The sequence below is a fragment of the Pseudoalteromonas atlantica genome (assembly GCF_043641955.1).
Classification (GTDB): Bacteria; Pseudomonadota; Gammaproteobacteria; order Enterobacterales; family Alteromonadaceae; genus Pseudoalteromonas; species Pseudoalteromonas atlantica_A.
This window is the reverse complement of the sequence record NZ_JBHZRV010000003.1, coordinates 39,155-61,135: the sequence shown is the minus strand read 5'-3', so window position 1 is coordinate 61,135 and position 21,981 is coordinate 39,155. Positions and strand designations below refer to the sequence as shown.

General features: G+C 41.0%; 17 protein-coding genes and 1 pseudogene. 6 read left to right on the top strand and 12 right to left on the bottom strand.

All coding sequences use genetic code 11. The features are described 5' to 3' along the window. Nucleotides 1–48: 48 nt before the first annotated feature. A complete protein-coding gene (locus ACHUE3_RS07655) occupies nucleotides 49–1,218 on the top strand; it encodes a MerR family transcriptional regulator (protein ID WP_394191775.1) in 1,170 nt (389 codons plus the stop codon). Between the two features lie 61 nt (nucleotides 1,219–1,279). Here the strand turns inward: ACHUE3_RS07655 and ACHUE3_RS07650 are convergent, their stop codons facing one another. Further along, on the bottom strand, nucleotides 1,280–1,936 hold the full coding sequence (locus tag ACHUE3_RS07650) for a response regulator (RefSeq protein ID WP_394191773.1): 657 nt from the start codon (nucleotides 1,934–1,936) through the stop codon (nucleotides 1,280–1,282). Beyond that, entirely contained in the window at nucleotides 1,933–3,072 is a 1,140-nt protein-coding gene (locus ACHUE3_RS07645; protein ID WP_394191771.1) for a sensor histidine kinase, read from the bottom strand. Before ACHUE3_RS07645 ends, ACHUE3_RS07650 begins: the two co-directional genes overlap by 4 nt. Before the next feature lie 312 nt (nucleotides 3,073–3,384). Here ACHUE3_RS07645 and ACHUE3_RS07640 point away from each other — a divergent pair, with 312 nt between their 5' ends. Continuing rightward, nucleotides 3,385–3,693, top strand: a complete 309-nt coding sequence (locus tag ACHUE3_RS07640; RefSeq protein ID WP_099296401.1) for a hypothetical protein — start codon at nucleotides 3,385–3,387, stop codon at nucleotides 3,691–3,693. A gap of 1 nt (nucleotide 3,694) precedes the next feature. Here the strand turns inward: ACHUE3_RS07640 and ACHUE3_RS07635 are convergent, their stop codons facing one another. From ACHUE3_RS07635 to ACHUE3_RS07615, 5 genes are all read right to left on the bottom strand, one after another. After that, on the bottom strand, nucleotides 3,695–4,285 hold the full coding sequence (locus ACHUE3_RS07635; RefSeq protein WP_394192240.1) for an acyl carrier protein phosphodiesterase: 591 nt from the start codon (nucleotides 4,283–4,285) through the stop codon (nucleotides 3,695–3,697). 159 nt (nucleotides 4,286–4,444) lie between these two features. Continuing rightward, nucleotides 4,445–5,476 (bottom strand): metal-dependent hydrolase, encoded by a 1,032-nt coding sequence (locus tag ACHUE3_RS07630; protein WP_394191769.1) that lies wholly within the window; start codon nucleotides 5,474–5,476, stop codon nucleotides 4,445–4,447. A gap of 139 nt (nucleotides 5,477–5,615) precedes the next feature. Then, nucleotides 5,616–6,308 (bottom strand): tetratricopeptide repeat protein, encoded by a 693-nt coding sequence (locus ACHUE3_RS07625; protein ID WP_394191767.1) that lies wholly within the window; start codon nucleotides 6,306–6,308, stop codon nucleotides 5,616–5,618. Between the two features lie 276 nt (nucleotides 6,309–6,584). Next, nucleotides 6,585–7,820: a kynureninase gene (gene kynU / locus ACHUE3_RS07620; RefSeq protein WP_394191765.1), complete on the bottom strand. Its 1,236-nt coding sequence runs from the start codon at nucleotides 7,818–7,820 to the stop codon at nucleotides 6,585–6,587. After that, nucleotides 7,817–8,602, bottom strand: a complete 786-nt coding sequence (locus tag ACHUE3_RS07615) for an alpha/beta hydrolase family protein (protein ID WP_394192239.1) — start codon at nucleotides 8,600–8,602, stop codon at nucleotides 7,817–7,819. Before ACHUE3_RS07615 ends, kynU begins: the two co-directional genes overlap by 4 nt. Before the next feature lie 465 nt (nucleotides 8,603–9,067). On the opposite strand from ACHUE3_RS07615, the gene ACHUE3_RS07610 reads away from it, so the two are divergent. Continuing rightward, entirely contained in the window at nucleotides 9,068–9,448 is a 381-nt protein-coding gene (locus ACHUE3_RS07610; protein WP_394191763.1) for a hypothetical protein, read from the top strand. Nucleotides 9,449–9,489: 41 nt separating this feature from the next. On the opposite strand, the gene ACHUE3_RS07605 is transcribed toward ACHUE3_RS07610, so the two are convergent. Beyond that, on the bottom strand, nucleotides 9,490–11,598 hold the full coding sequence (locus ACHUE3_RS07605; RefSeq protein ID WP_394191761.1) for a TonB-dependent siderophore receptor: 2,109 nt from the start codon (nucleotides 11,596–11,598) through the stop codon (nucleotides 9,490–9,492). 182 nt (nucleotides 11,599–11,780) lie between these two features. Between ACHUE3_RS07605 and ACHUE3_RS07600 the strand changes: the two genes are divergently transcribed. Both ACHUE3_RS07600 and ACHUE3_RS07595 read left to right on the top strand, forming a co-directional pair. Next, on the top strand, nucleotides 11,781–12,518 hold the full coding sequence (locus ACHUE3_RS07600; protein ID WP_394191759.1) for a DUF4198 domain-containing protein: 738 nt from the start codon (nucleotides 11,781–11,783) through the stop codon (nucleotides 12,516–12,518). Nucleotides 12,519–12,583: 65 nt separating this feature from the next. Next, nucleotides 12,584–12,709, top strand: a pseudogene (locus tag ACHUE3_RS07595) (DUF4235 domain-containing protein); the annotation flags it as partial. Between the two features lie 491 nt (nucleotides 12,710–13,200). On the opposite strand, the gene ACHUE3_RS07590 reads toward ACHUE3_RS07595, so the two are convergent. Beyond that, nucleotides 13,201–14,238, bottom strand: a complete 1,038-nt coding sequence (locus tag ACHUE3_RS07590; RefSeq protein ID WP_394191757.1) for an IS110 family RNA-guided transposase — start codon at nucleotides 14,236–14,238, stop codon at nucleotides 13,201–13,203. A gap of 744 nt (nucleotides 14,239–14,982) precedes the next feature. On the opposite strand from ACHUE3_RS07590, the gene ACHUE3_RS07585 reads away from it, so the two are divergent. Beyond that, nucleotides 14,983–15,843: a chitodextrinase gene (locus ACHUE3_RS07585; RefSeq protein WP_394191755.1), complete on the top strand. Its 861-nt coding sequence runs from the start codon at nucleotides 14,983–14,985 to the stop codon at nucleotides 15,841–15,843. A gap of 1,353 nt (nucleotides 15,844–17,196) precedes the next feature. Here the strand turns inward: ACHUE3_RS07585 and gcvP are convergent. The 3 genes from gcvP to gcvT all read right to left on the bottom strand — a co-directional run bounded on the left by gcvP (nucleotide 17,197) and on the right by gcvT (nucleotide 21,943). Then, nucleotides 17,197–20,088: an aminomethyl-transferring glycine dehydrogenase gene (gene gcvP / locus ACHUE3_RS07580; protein WP_394191753.1), complete on the bottom strand. Its 2,892-nt coding sequence runs from the start codon at nucleotides 20,086–20,088 to the stop codon at nucleotides 17,197–17,199. Nucleotides 20,089–20,253: 165 nt separating this feature from the next. Then, complete coding sequence (gene gcvH, locus ACHUE3_RS07575) at nucleotides 20,254–20,643, bottom strand: glycine cleavage system protein GcvH (protein WP_394191751.1); 390 nt, start codon at nucleotides 20,641–20,643, stop codon at nucleotides 20,254–20,256. 217 nt (nucleotides 20,644–20,860) lie between these two features. Then, on the bottom strand, nucleotides 20,861–21,943 hold the full coding sequence (gene gcvT / locus ACHUE3_RS07570; RefSeq protein ID WP_099296428.1) for a glycine cleavage system aminomethyltransferase GcvT: 1,083 nt from the start codon (nucleotides 21,941–21,943) through the stop codon (nucleotides 20,861–20,863). Nucleotides 21,944–21,981 lie beyond the last annotated feature (38 nt).

Genomic DNA, 21,981 nt, shown 5'->3' with positions numbered 1-21,981 from the left:
CTTTATAGTTTACATTAACTATCGCATTTTAAATGTATGAGGTTTTATGTGTACCGTGTATCGGAGTTAGCGAAATTAGTTGGTTTATCTAGAACGGCTTTGCTTTATTACGAAAAGCTCAACTTAATCTCAGCAATGAGATTAGAAAATGGCTACCGAGTTTATAGCGAAAGAGATGTGCAACAAGTACGTCTAATCCAGCAGTTGCAAAAAGCGGGTTTCACCTTAGCTGAATGTAAACATTGCTTAGAAAGTAAGTTAGATAAGACCGTACTCAGGTTACGTTATAATGAGTTAAAAGATGAGATAAGCCAGAAAGAACGTTCATTGGCTTTGTTATCTTCCCTTCTCGGTGATGATACGAGTAAGCCATGGCATATAACGCTTTCTGAAATCGCACCAGATGCACATATAGACTGGTTAAAAATCCAAGGGTTTGATGAAAAACAAGCTCTAAGAGTCAAATGGTTGTCAAAAGATATGAATGAACATGAAAAATATATGCAAGACTTTATGAAAGTGTTTGAAACACTCGAGCTTTGGGGGCCTAGTAGTAAAGGAGATACTTTAAAAGCGTACTCGTTGCTTAAGAGCCATCCTGCACATATTTTAGAAATAGGGTGCGGCAAAGGTAATTCAACAATAACTCTTGCCAATTTATCGAAAGCAAAAATTATCGCAATAGATAATGAACAGTCAGCCTTAGCGCAATTGCAACTTAAAATTAAGCAGCACAACCTCAAAGATTCAGTGTCAACTCAATGTATGAGTATGACTGAATTGAATTTTGGCACTGATAAATTTGATGTCATTTGGGCGGAAGCATCTGCCTATATCATGGGAGTTGAAAAGGCACTGGCCAATTGGCAGTCTTTATTAAAAACACACGGATTTATTGTTTTTAGCGATTTAGTCTGGCTAACAGATAACCCAAGTCAAGATTCTATAGAGCACTGGAAAAATGATTACCCAGACATTCAAACAATTAACACTAGAAAATCGCAGATAGAGCAAGCAGGGTTTGAGCTAAAACATACATTTACTGTTTCTGAGCAAACTTGGCAAAGCTACTATGTACCACTTGAAAAACGTGCAAATGAGTTAACATCACAACTGGTAAACTCACAAGCAATCTCTGATATAAAAAACGAAGTAAATTTGTATAAATCGCGACTTGGTGAGTTTGGTTATCAATTCTTTATTGCCCAAAAAAAATAGGCACTCGCTGCTTACTTATGTAAGCAGCTTAGTTGTCATTCAAGGTTAGCAGCGTTTACTATTATTTTATAAATCCTACTTCTATCGCCTTTAACACCGCTCGAGTACGATCCCTAACACCTAATTTTGCGAGAATAGTTGAGACATAGTTTTTAACCGTCCCTTCAGATTTAAACACCGCAGCCGAAATTTCACGATTGCTACACCCAGCCGCCATAAAACGCAGTATTTCTAATTCTTTGGCGCTAAACTCAGGCAGGTCAACTACACTTTCAAATTGGCTATCACTGGTACTTAGCTGTTTTATTACACGTTCAGAAATCGCTGGCTGTATTAACGTTTCGCCCTTATGAACACACTCTATCGCATCTACCAAAGTCTCTAATGATACATCTTTAAGTAAATAACCCTTTGCGCCTGCTTGCAGCGCGCTAACAACGAGCTCATGATCATTAAACGTTGTTAGCATAATCACTGGCGGCTGCGGTTTATCAAGCTTAGTTTGGTTTAACGCTCGCAACGTATCAATTCCCGACATTGCAGGCATGCGTATATCCATCAGTACAACGTCAGGTTGTTTTTCTTGAATTAACGATATAGCTTGCTCACCATCAGACGCTTCAGCTACGACATCAATGGCTTCAGAGAGCATTAATAAACTTTTGATCCCGGAGCGAACCAACGTTTGATCATCAACAATCATTACTTTAATTTTCATTGTGGCTCCACCAGCGTAATCTGTGTTACAAAACCAGTTGTAGTATGTTTAAACTCCACACAGCCACCTAAATCGTTAACACGCTCTTCAATACCTTTGAGGCCGTGTCCTTTTTGCAGATGATCAATGGTTTTAGAGTGAGCATTATCAACAATCGTTAAATGAATAACATGCTCTGCATGTGTTATATCTATTGTCAGCTCAGTAGCATGACTATGTTTTAGCGTATTAGTTATGCTCTCTTGCGTACAACGAAGCAAGACGTCAGCAACCCTAACATCATTAATCACCGCTTCATCCACAATATTAAGTTTAATTTTTAACTGCGGTACATTATTAATAAGCGCTTGTAAGGCTTGTTTAATTTCTATCGCTGATCTGTCACGAATTTCTGAAACGGCCTCTCGCACATCGCTCAATAACAGCTTAGCCAAACTATGACATTGCTTAATATTTTCATGCACAGCTCCTTCTGACGTTCGCTGTGCTACTTGTAAATTAATCGTCAAAGCGGTTAAGTGATGCCCTAATAAGTCATGAATATTACGGGCAATGCGAGTTCGCTCAGCTTGCTTGGTAGCTTCACTTAACAGCGTTTGTGTGGCAATTAACTCTCGGTTTAATGCCTCTGACTTTTCACGTGCTAGACTTTCGTTTCGTGTGGTATTCATAACCACTAATGCAAATAAATTAAACGTCCAAAATAACAAACCGGTCAACAGGCTATCGTCTTTGCCCCAGTAAAGGGTAAAAATAAGAAAAAGCGGAACTAAACATAACAAGGATAAGCATACGGCGTGTCTCAGACGCATAAAATAAGGAAGTTGGGCACACCAAATGGTGCTTAATATCGCAATATAGGTATAGGGTACAACCGCCGCTACAATTAATAGCACAGCATATTGAATAGTTAAAAGCCCTTGCTTAAGTCTTTCATTTAAGCGGGTCTTATAGTTCGCGTTAGCAATCATAAAACAACTGATAAACGCTAAGAAGCACAGGGTGACTATTATTAAATCAGGTGTTGAATAATCATCCGACTTAACCATTAACCATAACGCCGAACCGCTCACCGCAGCCCACGCAATAATCGCAGTAAAACTTTCTATAGAAATAAGACGTTTAATCTCAGTCATTTAACTTAATCCATTAATAAATATATCTTCAGTGGCCTCTTAAACTTAGTCTACAGCAGGCGTGCTCAAAATATTAAGCTCTTTTATAAAGAATGTGATTTGGCTGTATAAAAAAATAAATATGAGGCGTTGCTAATACATCGATGCCATCCTAGCCGTTGTGTTAATTACCTATTTTGTATATTTGCCTAACCTGCCAGAGAAAATGGGAAATACTGAGTTATTGAATATGTATGGTTGTTGCTTGCTTAAAAGCGCGAGTATAATACGCCTCTGCAAACGTATTTAGCTCACCTAATTTGGAGCACCACCATGAAAAAACTATCGAAAGTACAATTGAAACAACAAGCACTTGTACTTGATGTTGCTGATAAAATAGAAGCACAAGGGCGTGCTGATATACCAGGTATGCTGCAATGCTGGTTTGATGTGGAGTACCACTTATTTCCGGGTTCGTTACTTATGTGTTTTCAGTTTGAAGATGAACAAGCACTAGCCGCTGCTGAGCCAGACCTTTTAAAATGGCAAAAACGCTTAAGTGGTGCAATGCTTAAAAAAGGCGTGATTTTAAAAGATATGCGCAAGCATTTAGTATTTACACTTAAAGGACCTGATGACTAAGTCAGGTTTTGCCTTCAAGAGCTCGTTGATTTACGTGCTCAATCAACTCGGGGAAAAACGCTAGAAAAACAGCGTCTAACTGCGCGTAATAACATGCTATATCCTCCACCGCACCAGTAAAAGTGTTAGTAAAACGAATCCGCGCAGCAATATTATCAAGTGCTAGGCCCACCCCATCGACCGTCTCGTATTCTTTAAACCAATCGTTTTCTATCATACTGGTTACTACGCGTTGCATTCGCGCTGGCATAACTGGAATACGCTTACCCAAAAGTTCATAGCTGGTTTGCTTAAAGTCATTTATTGGTTGCTGATTAAAGGTATGCCAATGCTTAATTAAAAAGTGATCAAAAAGCACATCAACCGCCACCCCAGCAAAACGCCTCCGCTGTGGTGAAAAATACTGTTTAGCCTCTTTTACGAGTGAGTGTGAATCAGTAAATTTGTCGACTAAATAATGATTATCTAGCGCATTTTTAACGGTTGCGGGTATCTGTGTTAATTGCCGTTGGCCACCAAAGTCTCCCAGTAAATTCCCAAAATGTGAGTCGGCAGTAGGTTTAGCTAAATATAGATGCGCTAAGTAATTCAAAGTATTCCTTGCTGCGGTTAATGCAAATAAAATCATAACGCAACTTTAGCCGAAATACTTAAAAAAAATCCTCGAATACTGACACTAATCTTAAGTTTAATTTTTCTTGATGCCTATGTATCGTTTAAGCAAATATAAGGCATAGCCTCGCCACCTATTTTAGCGAGATTGGGATGCTGTCACAGTATTTGATAAATCAACACTGGGATCTGTAATACGCGAGAAAGTACGCCCTAGCTTATCTAGCGGAAGTCGGTTATTCAGTTTTTGAAAATCCCCAGCTGCCCATTGTTGGTTATTTTTCTGTGCAACTACGAACGAGAATACGTAATAGCCCTCTTGGCCCATTCGTAAGTCACTAAGGATCACGCGCTCATCTTGTTTATAAACGCCATAAAGTCCTTTGGTAAAATTTTGCAATAGCGTGATGGGTTTGGTTTTATTTAGCTCAGAGAGTAACGCGTTGTCACTAGGGTAAAAGTCTACATTAACGTTTTCTATTACATCAAATACCGATGCATAAATCTCATAATGGCCTTGTTCAGTCACAGCGACTGCTCGCCAAAGTAGCGTATTTAGAGCTGTAGGCGTACTTTCATAGTGGATAAATTCAATGTCTTTATTGTCCAGTGCATGATGAATTTTATCGTCTATATGCCACTTAGCGACTATACCCCAAGCTAAGTAGATTGAACTAAGTACCAGTGCACTTGTATTTACTCGCTGAGCAAACGGCTGTATGCGCGAAAAGCACAATAGAATAACCGATAATAAAAGCGGCAATGTATACATGGGATCAATAATAAAAACACTTGATATTCCAAACGGGTGAGTCGACAGCGGCCATAGCAACTGAGTACCGTATACCGTAAAACTATCAAGTAGTGAGTGAGTACTTAGCACTAAAAATAAAGCCACTGTCCAGCGCTTCATCGACACACACTGAGCCCAGCTCATTTTTAATAATAGCCACGCAAAAATAGGACTAACTAACAACTGTATTAAAAAAGAGTGGCTAAAACTGCGGTGATACACAAAATTCTCAATATCACCGCCAAAGTTAATCAGCACATCCAAATCAGGCACTGTGCCAAATACCGCTCCAATGAGTAACGACTTTCGGCCGAGTTTATTACCCAGCGCCGCGTAAGCAACACCACTGCCTAAAACGATTTGTGTCAGTGAATCCAAAAAAATCTCCTTCGCTAATTTTGTATACCCTAACATTCTACTGTTTGATATTCATTTACGATCTTTAAAGGTGCCTAGGCGCCTTGCATTACTGACAAAAAAGCGCCACTTATATCCATAAGTGGCGCGCAAAAAACTATTAATGCTGACTGAGTAATGTTTTCGCCCAACCGTAATCAGGGTTGATGTTAAGCGCAAGCTGCCAATCTTGTTTTGCTTGCGCTAAATCCCCAGATTGCATTTTAACTAGGCCACGCCATGTATAGGTTTCTGCATACCCCCAATGGTAATTTGAATTTACGTCTGATTCATAGGCTGTTATCGCGTTATTAAACGCCTCTGTTGCCTCAGTAACACTGCCTCCAAATATAGCTGGTGTGTTTAGTTTTGAGATCCCTTGCACTAAGTACGCACGCGGATTATTAGGCGACAGTGCCTTTGCATCTGCTAACATTGCATTTGATTTTGAACCATAAAACATACCTTTCATTGGCTGTAGTGCAATTTTATAACCGTAAACCTGTGCTAATAATATTTTTACCTCAGCATCGTTTGGTTGAGCTTCATTAAGGGCCTCAAGCAGCGAAAGTGCTTTATCATTCCACTTGATTGCTGGGTCAGATTCACCCGACAAATTCGAGCTTAATGCCAAGCGGTAATAAGCCAATGCTTGATCGTACCCTTGAACTTGCTCAGCAATAGTTTTCAATTCAGTCAAATCTAACTTGCTTGCTGCATGCTCTATTTGATCAATTTCATACTGACCTGCAAAGGTGTTTGAACTCGCAAAAATTGTTAACGCGATACCGCATACTTTCATCATTGTTTTCATGTCGTTTCTCCGTTTAAGTGACAAGGTAATTATTGATGAAAGCAAACAGATTATTGAGGGGCATTTGTCATCAATACACAATGACAAAAGTCATTAACTGAAAATACAATTTGTTAAAAATGATGAGTAACAAGATATATATAGCCAATGCAGAAGTAAGCCATATATAAGTAAAAAAACTATCTAACAAGACTCAATCATTCAACGAATTCTTCTTCAAGTATATGAGTACATTAAGCCGAAGGGCTTTGCCCGACAATTTAAAGCAAGTACATATTAGGTTACTTTGACCGCTTTGTTAAAACGAGGTTCTTTGTACAATTGTGTATACACAACATCGGCTAAAATAGTGACCGCCTTCCATATATCTTCAAATGAGTTATAAAGAGGGGTGAAGCCAAAGCGTAAAATATTCGGCGCCCTAAAATCAGCAATAACACCTTTTTCAATGAGTGCTTGGCAAATAGCAAATGCATTATCGTGAGCAAAAGCCAACTGACTACCTCTTTGTGTTGAGTCTTCAGTTGAACACAAATCCAAATCAGCTAGGCATGACTGCGACCGTACAAGCTTAATAAAGACATCAGCTAGGGCGATGGACTTCTCTCGTATGTGAAAAATGTTAACATCATGCCACACATCAAGTGCCGCATCTAAAGCACTCATCGCAATAACACTGGGCGTACCGCACAAGTATTGATTTACATTATCAGCACCTTGATACTGCGCATCAAATGCAAACGGCTTTGCGTGCCCCATCCAACCACTTAAAGGCTGTTTAACCGCAGCTTGATGACGCTTAGCTACATATAAAAATGCCGGAGAGCCCGGCCCACCATTTAAATATTTGTATCCGCACCCGACTGCAAAATCGGCGTTACATTTATCAAGTTCAACAGGAAGTGCCCCCGCGCTGTGGGCTAAATCCCAGATAACTAAAATGCCTTTATCTTGAGCATGCTTAGTAAGCGCGTGCATATCTAATAACTGCCCAGATCTAAAGTTAACTTGGGTTAACAACAACACCGCAACATCATCAGTCAAGCTTTGCGTAATCTGCTGCTCAGCGACGAGTTTAAGCTGACACAAATCCTCACCTAATAAATCACTTACCCCTTGCACCATGTACAAATCTGTTGGAAAGTTATCTTCGGTGGACAGCACCACATTTCGCTCTGAATTTAACGATAAGGCACTGCTTAATAATTTAAATAAATTAATCGAAATCGAATCACAACAAACTACTTGGCCAGGCGCAGCACCAATAATAGGAGCTATTTTCTCCCCTACTTGAGTAGGTAAATCAATCCAATGGTGATCATTCCAGCTTCTAATTAAATGCTCTCCCCACTGCTGAGTGACTACTTCAGCCACACGAGATTTAACCACTTTAGGTAAGGCGCCAAGGGAGTTACCATCTAAGTAAACGGTATTCACTGGCAAGGCAAATTCGGCGCGTTTATGTGCGAGAGGATCGGCTTTATCTAGCGCGATAATGTCATCAAAATTCATTTATCGATTCCGTTTAATGTGTGAATCAGTGTTTTAAACGCATTAGAACCTGGGTGTATCCAATCAAAGTGCCCTGCATTTTCTAACGTGACCACTGAACGATTTAGTTGCTCTAAGTTATACGCTGGCACAATGGTATCTTTGCCACCCTGTAGAATAAAGCTATTAATATGCAACGGTTGTTCACTCGGGTTTGCTTGAGTATACGCAACTGGCTTATCGCTTGGCATACCCTGCATAAAATCTTTTGTCACCTTTTGGCAGCTATTTTCACCGTGCGCATAGGCTTTTATATCAGTAATGGGCGCAAGGCCAATTACCCCTTTAAGCTTGTCCATTTGCCCGCCCGCAAGTAGTGCCAAATGGCCACCAGCTGAATGGCCGACAACAACAGTATTACTTAAATTAAACTCACCATTATTGTATGTGCTTGAAGCTTGAATGCCGTTTTTTATATCATCAAAGGTAACGGGCCAACCGCCACCACTGTCGCCTGTTCGGCGATACTCTAAAGACCATATATTAAAACCTGCTTGCGCTAAGCCGGTGCTCAATGCATAGGTATGTTTAATATCATAAGCACTAAGCCAACATCCACCATGCAGAAATATCACTAAAGGCTTATTCTTTTCTTGGCTGTTACTAGCACGCCACAATAATGCATATTGCGAGTCATTTGTGCCGTAAGATACTTTTTCATCAGCATCTACAAAGCCAAGCGATGCCACTTTGGAGTATGCAACATTGTTCTCAACCATGGGAAAATCGACCGCATTTTGCATTGCACAGCCAGTTGCACACAACGCACTAAACAATAAAGCAATCGCGTTTTTCACTATAAACCGTCCTTTTTAAACCTTAATAAAGCTAAACGCTAACGTTGAACTATGTTCTCAGCATTGCGTTAACGATGAGTACATACCTTACTTATACGAGTGATAAAGGTAGGTAAATAAAAATCGACAACATCATTTAGTTAATCACGGCACTATAAAGGAGTAAAGCGAGAAACGTTAAAGCGATTGGCTTGAATTATAACCCCCCACGATACCCAACAAACTGACTTTACGTTTAAAGCCTTAAGCTCGATTACAATTGTATTTTACTAATTCAGTAACCAGTCAGTCCGTTTTTGCTACTACTGTTAATGATTTTTCGATGCAGCATGAGTATTCAACGCCTTGCTTAGTTTTAACTTTTTAAATGCATCCTTCTTACAATTAGCATGTAGAGGCTACTAACACGTTATGACAACGACCGCTTTAAGTAGATCAGAGCAAGCTGCACTGCAACTTGCTCTGGTTAACAGTAAACTCATAAACAGCGATACCGTAAACACTGATAGCCCAGTAATCAGTGAGCAACATGCCTATAGCCATATTGCTGTGATGCTGTACCGCTGCAACTTACACGAAATAAAATGGCCGTACTTTTTAAAAATGGCGCTCACTACAGCAACCGAAAAGTGCCAGTGGTTATCAAGCGAACTTATAAGATGCCAGCAAGAGTACACTGACCAATCGAGTGATGCTCAGATCATTGAACAACATGCATTTTTTAATGGTATTTTTAGCGAAGAGCTCGCTTATATTGACGCCTTACTGGAGACAAAAGCGCAGGCTGAATAAAGTATGGGGCAAGCAACTTTAAGGCCGGCCCCAAGTGTAATTTAAAAGCTATATTTTAAGCCTAACTTATAATTTACCGGCTCACCTGGTTGAGTCCAAATTGCAGAGTAAGAGTTTGAATAGTACTCTTTATCCAATAAGTTATTAACGTTCAACTGGATACTCACATCATCATTAACATTGTAATTTGCGAACAAATTTACCAACGTATAAGAAGGTAAATAATACGTAGGATCAATAGTTTCACCTAAGCGTTCACCTTCATACTGAACAGCTATCCCAATGCTCGCATTTAAATTGAATAAGTCATTTAAATCTCGCTTAAGGCGCGCATTTGCACTGTGCTTAGGAATGCCTAGTAATGGGCTACCTTTTGGTAATTTTACCCACCAATCTGTATTAACAGTGTCGTTTGCCGTTTTGGCATCAGTATAAGTATATGCAAAATCAAACGAAGTAGTGTCAGTCATATCACCATGTAAATCAAACTCAACACCTTCGCTAGTAACTTTACCCAGCGCAGTCGATACACCGGCCTGTAAATCTGTGGTCAGCATATTACTTTTTTCCGCGCTAAACACCGTAAAACTACCATTTAACGAATTTGTACTAAATTTAATACCTGCTTCAAAAGAGGTTGTTGATTCAGGCTCAAATGCATCTCCATTTATATCGTAGCCGCTGTTAGGCCTAAAACCTTCCGAGTAACTGGTGTAATATTGTATGTCGTCTGAGTAGGCATACACTAAACCAACGCGCGGGCTAAATGTACTTTGATCACTCTCAGAGCGGCTTTGGTTTATATGATTATCTATTTGCTGATCAAACCAATCATAGCGACCACCCACTTGCACTTTCCATTGTTCAGTGATGTCTATTTGATCTTGAATATATAGCCCGTAGCTATGTTGTATTTCAGTGCTGTTGAATAAAAGAGAACCTTCTGGTGCCGTTTTTCCATAGACTGGATTGTACATATTAATTGCATAACGCGTATCTTCAAGCGTAGGGCGGTACCTGTACCAAAGTTTATCAAAATCAAACTTACTGGCATCAGCCCCAATTAATAAGTGATGAGTAAAACCAGCCGCATTTACACTGCCACTCAATTCGATACGCGCAGAAATATTTTTAGTCTGAAAATCACGCTCGTTATGTTGTCGACTCAGTGTTTCACTATCCGTAAAATAAACCTGCCTGCTAGGCGCAAGTTCTGCATCGCTCGATTCGCTTAAAAATTTAGAATCACTATAGCTAAAACCATTTAAAAGTGACCATTGTCCAATTTGATGTTCCAACGTAAGTTGATGAGAAATAGCATCAATCTCAGTCGGTCTATCGCTTGGCTCACCTAAAAATGTTTCAATGGGTAGTGCATCTATGTTTCCATCTACAGCAACAATACCACGGTCAAATGTCGCACTTTGATCCACATACTCCAGCTCATAATTTAACTTTGTTTGATCTGAAATTAACCACAATATTGAAGGTGTGATCACCGTTTTTTTATGCTCGTGGTAGTCTCTAAAGCCCTCACCGTCTTCAATGGCACCGTTTACTCTAAAGGCGAGTTCATTGGTAATTGCATTGGTATAGTCACCTTCGCCACGATAAGTTTGCCAGCTACCAGCAGACACTTTTACATACCCTTGCTCTTCAAATTGTGGTTTTTTGGTAATGATATTAATAGTACCACCTGGCTCAGAGCGCCCATAAAGTGCCGAGCCTGGTCCTTTCATAACCTCTACATAATCAATATTACTGGTATCACGGGTGCCACTAAAGCTGCGTCCTGATGAATAACCATTAATTAAAAAACCTGAAGGAATATTTTCATCACCTACTAAACCTCGTATTGCGAAGCTTTCCCACAACCCACCAAAATCATTTTGTTCAGAAATACTCGGAGTTAAATCAAATATATCAGCGAATGTAGTCACCCCTGCATCATCAAGCTTTTCAGCAGATATAAACTCAATGCTTTGTGGTTGCTCACTCAGAGGCACATCGCCACGAAATGCTTGCCTAACGCCCGAAACTGATATTTTTTCTATGCTTGATGACGCTGTAGTTGCATAAACAGAAGGTGCTAAAGTGGCGCAAACTGCAATTGTAAGGGCTGATATTTGGTGTCTTTTTATAAAATTCATTCTATCTCTTAGGTAAAAATACCGCTTAATCGATTAGGGTCTGTAACTTTACTTACCGAGCACTCAATTCAACATGCGGGTAATAATAATTATCATTTAGAATTCTATACAAACAAAACAAAAAACGCTACTCTAACAGCAATAAATATTACAAAGTTATTAAATTACAATTTAGGAAAAGCATGAAAATAATCACTCTCGCCTGCATCACATTAGCCTCTTTACTTCCCTTTATTTACAGCCCAGAAACACAAGCCCATGCAATATGGTTTGCAGAGCGCTCATCGCAACTGGCTTTGATATATGGCGAAGGCGCACAAGATTTAGACACTGTAAAACGCCAAAGTAAAATTAAAAGTATTACTGGCTATAACAGCAATTGGCAACAACTAAACGTTAAGCTTGTAGAGTCTGGCCCTATGATGCTACTAAACGATAAAACTGTTTATGCGGTTACTGGTATGCTCGATAACGGTTTATGGAGTAAAACAAAAGATGGCCAATGGTTTGCTAAAGGTCGCGATGATATACCCAATGCACGATTAAGCGAGCATACTAAAAAATACGCAGTGCATTTACGTGGCCCACTGACCAAAGTCCCTAAACTTAAAAATCAGCAATTACAAATCCAACCTGTAGGCAACGCATTTTCAGATCAAAAAGGTGCCATGGTCACATACCGCATAACCTTTAATGGTAAAGCTGTTCAAGGCGCTAAAGTAATCAATGATTTAGTAAACGACCCTGATAAAAAGCCCGTTATAAGCAATAACAATGGCGAAGTAACAATGCCAATGCGCAACCAAGGCTTAAACGTAGTAGCCGCAACCTATGACGAAAAAAGCACCAATTTAAACATGTTTGATAAAACTGAGCATTTAGCAACACTCTCATTTGTATTACCTCACGCGGCAGAATAAGAGTTAAAAAATGCTTAGTGACACTGTAAATACTGGGCCAGTTATTGCTCTAAATAGACCTGGCACCAGCGCCCAAAGATAAGCCAAGTGAAAGTACTGACCTTAAAGAAGCAGTTACATGGGCAGTAGTCTCAGGTATTGGTGCCGGCGTAGCAAGAATGGCCGTAAGGTATGTACTAGACAAGCGCTAACCCCAGTAAGCCTTTTATTATTGATACCTCTTAAAAATTCGAGGGTCACCCATTAGAAAGTTCCGGTCAAGCAGGCAGCTGTGTTTTCTTGATCTTTTTAGTCAAAAAAACCAAGTATTCTTATTTTTTTAAACTCAATTTAAATATGACTACGCACCTAGTAATGACGTCGATTGGTGTGAATATGCACCAGTCACCCATATGAATTTAGGCGGTTTAATTAAGCATCGTAGATGATTAATTAAGGCCCTTGGCTTTCGCCTCAGTCATCGTTTAGTACCAATGCCAGTCCAGTTTTTGGCAGCATTCTCACGCTACTCAATAACAAATTTGTGGTTTATGTTTTTTACATAACCAACCCTGTGTGGCTCAGACAGTGGGCATACCCAACATTTAAATAAGAGCGGTTAACGTGCAGGCTCAATCAGATCTGATGGTTTTACCAACCCCGTTCTTAACTCAACACGTTAACCTAATTCGTTTTATGGTCGTTAAGAAAAAGCCTTGTGTTCATCAAATGGGACGTTGTCTTTCAGCACGTGGTAACACGCTCTTGCCAGTTTATGTGCAACGGTTTTAATCGCGATAACTTGGTTTGTTTTAGCTAACTTGCGTTGATAATACTTTTTAATTGTTGGGTTATACCGAATGGCAAAGTTAGCGGCCTCAGTAAACGCCCACGCTAAGTAACGATTACCATTCTTTTGATTTGTAGCGCCTTTCTTCTTCCCATTGCTGTATTTTGCACCTTTAACGCAGCGGCAATAGGAGGAGAAATTACCTGGACTATCAAAACGTTTAATCGTGCCTGTTTCTAACATAATGGTCAGTGCTAACGTATTCCCAATTCCATCAATACTGGTTAGGTTTATAAACTCAGGGGAGAGCGATGTTTGTTGTAATATAGCGCTCTCTATAGCATTAATTTGCTGTTGAGCACAGCGTATTAATGAGAGGTTAGAAATGACCGACAGTGCTGTATTCGTTGAGCTGAAATCGGTGTGTACTTGCTCAACATTGACGCCTTTTCTGATAGCGGCCATTTGTTTGATTTTGTTGCTACTGAGCTTGTATCCAAGATAACGCATGTAACAACTTTGCACTGATAATAAGTTTTTAGTGGATTGTTGAACAATGTCCATTCGTTTACGCATTAAGTCGCGAACAGCCCTGAGCTCTCGAGGATAAATATAGCCTTCAGGCAGAATGTTTAGACGTAGCATTTCAGCTAACCAACACGCATCACTGTGGTCATCAGCATGCTTTAAGCCTGAGTATTGTTGAATTGCCGCGGGGTTTGCTAAGTGAAGTGTAAACCCTTCATCCATTAAAGCATCGACTAACCAATACCAATTAAAAGTTGATTCAACAACAAGTCCTTTTAAGTTGTCTTTATAAGGACTGAGAAAAGATAAAATGACAGACATGTCATTATTTAAACGCTTGGCGGTGAGCGTTTCACCGTGTTCATTAATGATAGCAATAACACTATTATTTGAATGCAAGTCAATTCCACCATATAGTTTCATACTAAGCTCCTCGTGATACTGTTTATGTTTTGAACAACACAACTGTATCGAAAAACTCGAGGAGCTTTCTATATGATTATCAGGTCTTGCATCTTGCCAAGACCAAACACCAACCTCACGTTTAACCCCCTCCCCCGTCATCACGTCCTGAAAATAAGCAATTGATGAGTAATTCATTTCATGGATGAAATGAAAGCCGTGACTTCGCCATGGATGGCGATTACACGGTGCTTACGTTCACATCAATTAATTATTTGAAGGGTTAAGCGTGATGCTCGGGGCGCCGTGGGGTTCCAAGGGGCGGTCGGCGGCAGCCGCCCCTTGGTTGCCGCCAGCAAGCTAAACCTTGAACAAGGTTTTTAATGTAGGTCGCGGATTTATCCCGATACAAGTTAGCAGTAAGAACCATCAGCCAAGGTAGTAAAACTTTTTGGGCTAAAGCCCAACCTACAATCCCACGCGCCAGCAAGCTTAGCTTGCCTACGATAATACCTTTAACCTCGGTGCAGCGCGAAGCGCCTCTGAATTATCTGTGATGAAATTCTTTTTCTCAATTTTTTCGCCCTAAAGGACGACCTACAATTTAAGCCACACCAGGTTTCTTGACCTTTGTATGCAAAACCAAGTGTTGCTATTTTTCAAACTCATCAATGATTTTGAAATCTTTAATCCTCCCACCTTGCATTTACCTAAAAAGTGGACTTGATTTAAAAAGTAATGAAACTTCATAAAAAGGATTTTGTAATGACTAAACTCATCATTATTATTGCTTGGTTACTTTTTTCTTCGCACGCTTTCGCGACAAATATTCTTCAGCTGAACTCACAATCTAAAAATATAAATTTAACCGATATTCAACCAAACCACCTACAATGGAATGCCAGCTCAATTTATGTCGCCGGTGATGTTGTTACTCATAACAACAGCTTATTTATTGCCGCTTTTTGGGTTAAAGGCATTGAACCGATAGAAAACCAACCCCATTGGGATGGTTGGATTTGGCTGCAAAATACCGTGATAGAAAAGTGGCAAGCAAACAAAGTGTATCAAGGAGGTAACCTTGTAAAGCATGGAACCGACTATTACCTTGCCCGCTATTGGAATGAGAATAACGAACCTAAACCCCACAGTAGTTGGCAACGTATTAAAGATTTATTTTATCTAACCCCAGAACTACCACCTGAACACCCTGATGACTATAAAACGTTGGACGGGGTTGATCAAAATGACAACGGTATCCGCGACGATTATGAGCGCTATGTGTATGAAAAGTTTGATTCTCCACAGCTCATCACCTTTAGTTTAGGTGCCGCTTCAACGTTGCAACTGGTTATTGATATTGAGCAAGGGCGCATACCAAATTTAGATACTGAGATTGGTAAACAGATTATTTTGGATTTTATAAATATTAGTATGTGTACAAGACAACTTCAAACTAAGCACCCACAATTTAGAAACCCAAAACTTATGTACTTCAATACAATAGACAGAGCCTACGCAAACCGTAAAAGCCAAAATAAAATTAGTGACTATATTGCTTGGGATGACGATTTTCATTATGCAGCAGATAAAAACTGTAACCCCTTAGAAGGAGCAATCAAATGATTAAATATCTAATAGTATTTGCTTTAATTCTCACTAATTATGCTTCTGCAAGTTATCAACCTCTAGATAGATACTGTAGTAATGCGGAGGGTCAGTTCTTGCATCTTGCCAAGAGCAAACACCAATCTCACGTTTAACACCCTCCCCCGTCATCACGCCATGAAAATAAGCAATTGATGAGTAATACCGCGCATGGATGCGCGGTAAGGCGAAACTAGGCCACGGATGGCCTATCTTCGCCGCTTACGTTCACATCAATTAATTATTTGAAGGATTAAGCGTGATGCTCGGGTGGCGCTGAGAGTGTCCAGAGAGGGGTCAGCGGCAGCCCCTCTTTGGCTGCCGTCGCCAGCGCGACAAAACCTTGATTAAGGTTTTTAATATAGGTCGCGGATTTATCCCGACAAAATATAAAAAGTTAGCGAGTTATAAAGCTTCAAGTTAGCAAGCAATGAACATATAACCACACGCGCCAGCAAGCTCAGCGCCTACGGTAATACATTTAACCTCTGTGCAGCGAAGCGCCTTTGTGATCTCTGTGGTAAATTCACTTATCGCCCTAAAGAGCGACCTACAAACAATACATATTTACGTGCTTGGGAGAAGGTAATGATATCGGAAAATCGTTGGGTTTCGTTGCACTTTACCCACCCTACAAATCACACGTGGCTGAAGCATACTCCTAAAACAACATTTAACCTCTGTGTTCTCTGTGGTAAATTCTTTTTCTCACTTTTTTCGCCCTAAAGGACGACCTACAAACAATCCATATTTATGTACTTTGGAGTTAGTTATAATATTGGCGAATCGTTGGGTTTCGTTTCACTCAACCCAACCTACAAATCAACGCGCCAGCAAGCTTAGCGCCTACAATAATATTTTACCTCGGTGCAGCGCGAAGCGCCTCTGAGTTCTCTGTGGTGAAATTCACTTATCGCCCTAAAGGACGACTACAAACAATACATATTTATGTACTTTGGAGTTGGTAATAATATTGGAGAATCGTTGGGTTTCGTTTCACTCAACCCAACCTACAAATCACACGCGCCAGCAAGCTCAGCGCCTATTGTAATACCTTTTACCTCGGTGCAGCGTGAAGCGCCTCTGTGATCTCTGTGGTAAATTCTTTTTCTCACTTTTTTCGCCCTAAAGGACGACCTGCAAACAATCCATCTTTATGTACTTTGGAGTTGGTCATAATATTGGCAAATCGTTGGGTTTCGTTTCACTCTACCCAACCTACATTTAAATAATTTACGACTAGTCACCAAGCACAAAAAAGCCGCTACATTGCTGCAACGGCTTTTTAAATTTTATCAATTCCCAATCTTTAATTGGAAATTTTAAAACTTATTAATCGCGGTAAGTCTCTACCGCTGGGCATGAACACACTAGGTTACGGTCGCCGTATACGTCATCGATACGCGTTACTGTAGGCCAGAACTTGTTTTTAGCCACGATAGGTACCGGGAATGCTGCATAGAAACGGTCGTATGCACGATCCCACTCGTTGCCTAGTACATCAGCTTGTGTGTGCGGTGCAAACACTAGCGGGTTGTTTTCGATAGACCATTCGCCAGACGATACTTTTTCGATTTCGCCTTTGATTGACACCATCGCTTCGATGAAGCGGTCGATCTCAACTTTAGACTCAGACTCAGTTGGCTCAACCATTAAAGTGCCTGCTACTGGGAACGACATAGTTGGAGAGTGGAAGCCGTAATCTTGCAAGCGCTTAGCCACGTCCATTTCAGTGATGCCTGAGGCTTCTTTAAGTGGGCGTAAGTCAACAATACACTCATGCGCAACACGGTTGTTGCGGCCACGGTATAAAATTGGGAAGTGCTGGCTTAACTCGTGCGTTAAGTAGTTAGCATTCACAATGGCCATTTCAGTGGCTTGTTTAAGGCCTTCGCTACCCATCATGGCAATATAAGCCCATGAGATTGGTAGAATAGCTGCTGAGCCGTAAGGCGCTGCAGATACCGCACCGTTACCAATTTTTGTACCCGGTACATTGATGATGCTGTGGTTAGGCATAAACTCAGCAAGGTGCGATTTAACACCAATTGGGCCAACACCTGGGCCACCGCCACCGTGTGGAATACAGAACGTTTTATGCAGGTTTAAGTGCGATACGTCTGAGCCGATAGAACCTGGGCTAGTAACACCTACTTGCGCGTTCATGTTAGCGCCGTCCATGTAAACTTGGCCGCCGTGCTCGTGCACGATGTCGCAAATTTCACGGATTGTTTCTTCGTATACACCGTGCGTAGACGGGTATGTGATCATGATGCATGATAGGTTTTCTGATACTTCTTCAGCTTTCGCTTTAAGATCAGCCATATCAACATTACCGTTTTTGTCGCAATCAACAACCACGATTTTCATGCTCGCCATTTGTGCAGATGCAGGGTTAGTACCGTGCGCTGAACTTGGGATCAAACATACGTTACGGTGTGCATCGCCACGTGATTCGTGGTATTTACGAATCGCGATTAAGCCTGCGTATTCACCTTGTGCGCCCGAGTTAGGCTGTAGTGATACGGCATCGTATCCGGTAATATTAACCAACCAATCATGTAGTTCGTTAATCATGATTTGGTAACCTTCTGCTTGGTCTAACGGGCAGAATGGGTGAAGGTTAGCAAACTCAGGCCACGTGATTGGGATCATCTCAGCTGTCGCATTTAGTTTCATAGTACATGAACCTAACGAGATCATTGAGTGGTTAAGCGCTAAATCTTTATTTTCAAGGCGCTTGATATAACGCAGCATTTCAGTTTCGCTGTGGTACGAGTTGAAGTTCGGGTGCGTTAGCACTTCGTCATCACGTACTAGGCTTGCAGGGATAGACTCGCTACCGTTTGCTTCAATGTCAGCTGCAATTGCATCAACACTTAAACCATGGCCTTCGCCTAATACGATATCGAAAAGTTCAGCTACGTCTGCACGAGTTGTGGTTTCTGATACTGCAATTGAGTATTCGCCGTCGTGGTTTGTTGCAAAGTTAACGCCGTTTGCAACTGCACGTGCTACTACGTCGTCTTTGTTATCACTAACAACAGTTAAGGTATCAAACCATGTGCTGTGCTTAAGGTTTACGCCTTTAGCTTGTAGGCCAGCAGCTAAAATATCAGCAAAGCGGTGAATACGCTGTGCGATTGTTTTTAAGCCTTCTGGGCCGTGGTACACCGCATAAAACGCTGCCATGTTGGCGAGTAATACTTGCGCTGTACAAATGTTTGAGTTGGCTTTGTCGCGGCGAATGTGTTGCTCGCGCGTTTGCATTGCCATACGTAATGCGTCGTTACCTAAACGGTCTTTAGATACACCAATGATACGACCTGGTAATGAACGCTTGTACGAATCACGAGTTGCAAAGAATGCAGCGTGAGGACCGCCGTAACCCATTGGTACACCAAAACGCTGTGCAGAACCAAGTACTACGTCTGCGCCTAGTTTACCCGGTGCTTTTAATAGTAATAAGCTCATGATGTCAGCAGCAACACAGGCAATCGCTTTTTTGCTTTGTACGCCAGCGATTAAATCTGTAATGTCTACCACTTCACCCGATGTTGATGGGTATTGGAATAACGCACCAAAAATCTCATGGTTCACGGCATCTGCCGCAGGACCAACTACCACTTCAAAACCAAATTGGTCAGCACGTGTTGCAACTACGTCGATTGTTTGTGTGTGTACGTCATCAGCAATAAAGAAGATATTCGCTTTTTTAGCTTTAGATACACGCTTTGCAAGGCCCATTGCCTCTGCAGCCGCGGTTGATTCGTCAAGTAATGATGCACTTGCTAAATCAAGACCTGTTAGGTCTAGGGTCATAGTTTGGAAGTTAAGTAATGACTCTAAACGCCCTTGAGCAATCTCTGGTTGGTATGGAGTGTACGCTGTGTACCAGCCTGGGTTCTCAAGTACGTTACGTAAAATTACGTGTGGTACGTGAGTTGGGTGGTAGCCTTGACCAATATAAGATTTGAACACTTTATTTTTGCTGGCTACTGATTTTAAGTAGCTTAGTGTTTCAACTTCAGTGCGGCTTTCGCCGATTGTTAGGCCTTCTTCTAAGCGGATGCTTGCAGGTACAGTTTGACCGATCAGCTCTTCAACACTCGATACTCCAAGAGCACTTAGCATATCGCTTACTTGTGCTGGGCTTGGCCCAATATGGCGGCGAATAAAATCTTGCGTTTGCTCTAATTGTTCAAGAGATTTGGCGTTTGACATTTGTCCAGATTCCTATGATCCAAAAAATAAATGGTTATCACTAATGGGTAACTAGCAATAACTTAAAAGCTTTTTGATTTAGTGACTTACAATGTATGGAAAGGTAAGCGGTAAAATCATAAAAGCCCCAGTTTGTGGGGCTTTTGTCTCAACAATAACTAATAATTAGTCTTCGTCGATGGTGTTTGCATAGCCTTCAGCGTCAAGCAAGTTTTCAAGCTCAGACTCATCAGATGCTTTAATGCGGAATAACCAACCGTCGCCGTAAGCGTCGTTGTTTACTGTTTCTGGTGCATCTTCAAGCTCTTCATTGATTGCAATGATTTCACCGCTGATTGGTGCGTAGATGTCTGATGCTGCTTTAACAGACTCTGCAACTGCACAATCTTCGCCAGCGTCTACTTCGTCGCCTACTTCTGGTAATTCAACAAATACCATGTCGCCAAGAAGCTCTTGTGCATGCTCAGAAATACCTACAGTGAAAGTACCGTCACCTTCGTTGCGAACCCACTCGTGTGAAGAGGCATACTTTAACTCGCTAGGGATATTGCTCATTTGTTTGTTCCTTTGGTTTTGATACCAATCAACTTAAATATTTAACCATTCTAGCTGTCTAAATAAAGCGCTAACTGCGTTATTAATTTATCAGGTAGAACAACTACATATCAAAATTAATGCCTTGTTATCACTCTATTTATCTGTCGCTATAAGTGGTTAATAACTCAACATGATTGGTATTATTGGGTGATAACACCAAATTTTAATTAATACTTTAAAGTACAGACTTACCGTTACGTACAAAGCTTGGTTTAACTACTTTTACGTTAACTAATTTTTTACGCATTTCTACTTGGGCTGTCTCGCCGGTTGAACGTGGTACACGTGCAAGAGCAACACTAAAACCAAGTGTAGGTGAGAAAGTACCAGAGGTAATAACCCCTTCGCCACCTTCAACGATTACTTTAGAACCGCTACGCAATACGCCTTTTTCTTCAAGCACTAGGCCAACTAATTTGTCTGTGCTTTTTTCTGCGCGTTGCTTAACTAATACATCACGACCGATAAAGTCACGATCTTCAGGCTCCCACGCAATGGTCCACGCCATGTTTGCTGCAAGTGGTGAAACGCTTTCGTCCATATCTAAGCCGTAAAGGTTCATACCTGCTTCTAAACGCAGTGTGTCACGTGCGCCAAGGCCTGCTGGCTTTACACCTGCATCTAGCAGTTGTTGCCAAAGATCAGCAGCTTGGTCGTTCGGTACTACAATTTCGTAACCGTCTTCGCCAGTATAGCCTGTTGTCGCAATAAATAAATCACCAACTTGAACACCAAAGAATGGCTTCATACCTTCAACGGCAGCTTGTTGTTCAGCTGTTAAAAGTGTGGCTGTTTTTGCTTTAGCGTTAGGGCCTTGTACTGCAATCATTGCAAACTCTGGGCGCTCAGTCACTTCAACGGCAAAATCAGCAGATACTTTAGCCATATGTGCTAAATCTTTTTCGCGAGTTGCTGAGTTAACCACTAAACGGTATTGCGTTTCAGAGAAGAAATAGATGATAAGATCGTCGATTACGCCGCCTTGTTCGTTAAGCATGCCTGTATATAAGGCTTTACCTGGAACAGTTAACTTAGCTACGTCGTTAGCAACGAGTTTGCGTAAGAATGCTTGTGCTTGCTCGCCTTTAACATCCACAATCGTCATATGCGATACGTCAAACATGCCAGCATCGGTACGCACTGCGTTGTGCTCTTCGATTTGTGAACCATAGTTGATTGGCATTTCCCAGCCGTGAAAATCAACCATTTTAGCGTTAGCTTCAAGGTGCTTTGCATGTAAAACTGTTTTAGAAGTCATAATATTCCTTCACTTTATAATTAACCCAATGTTGGGCG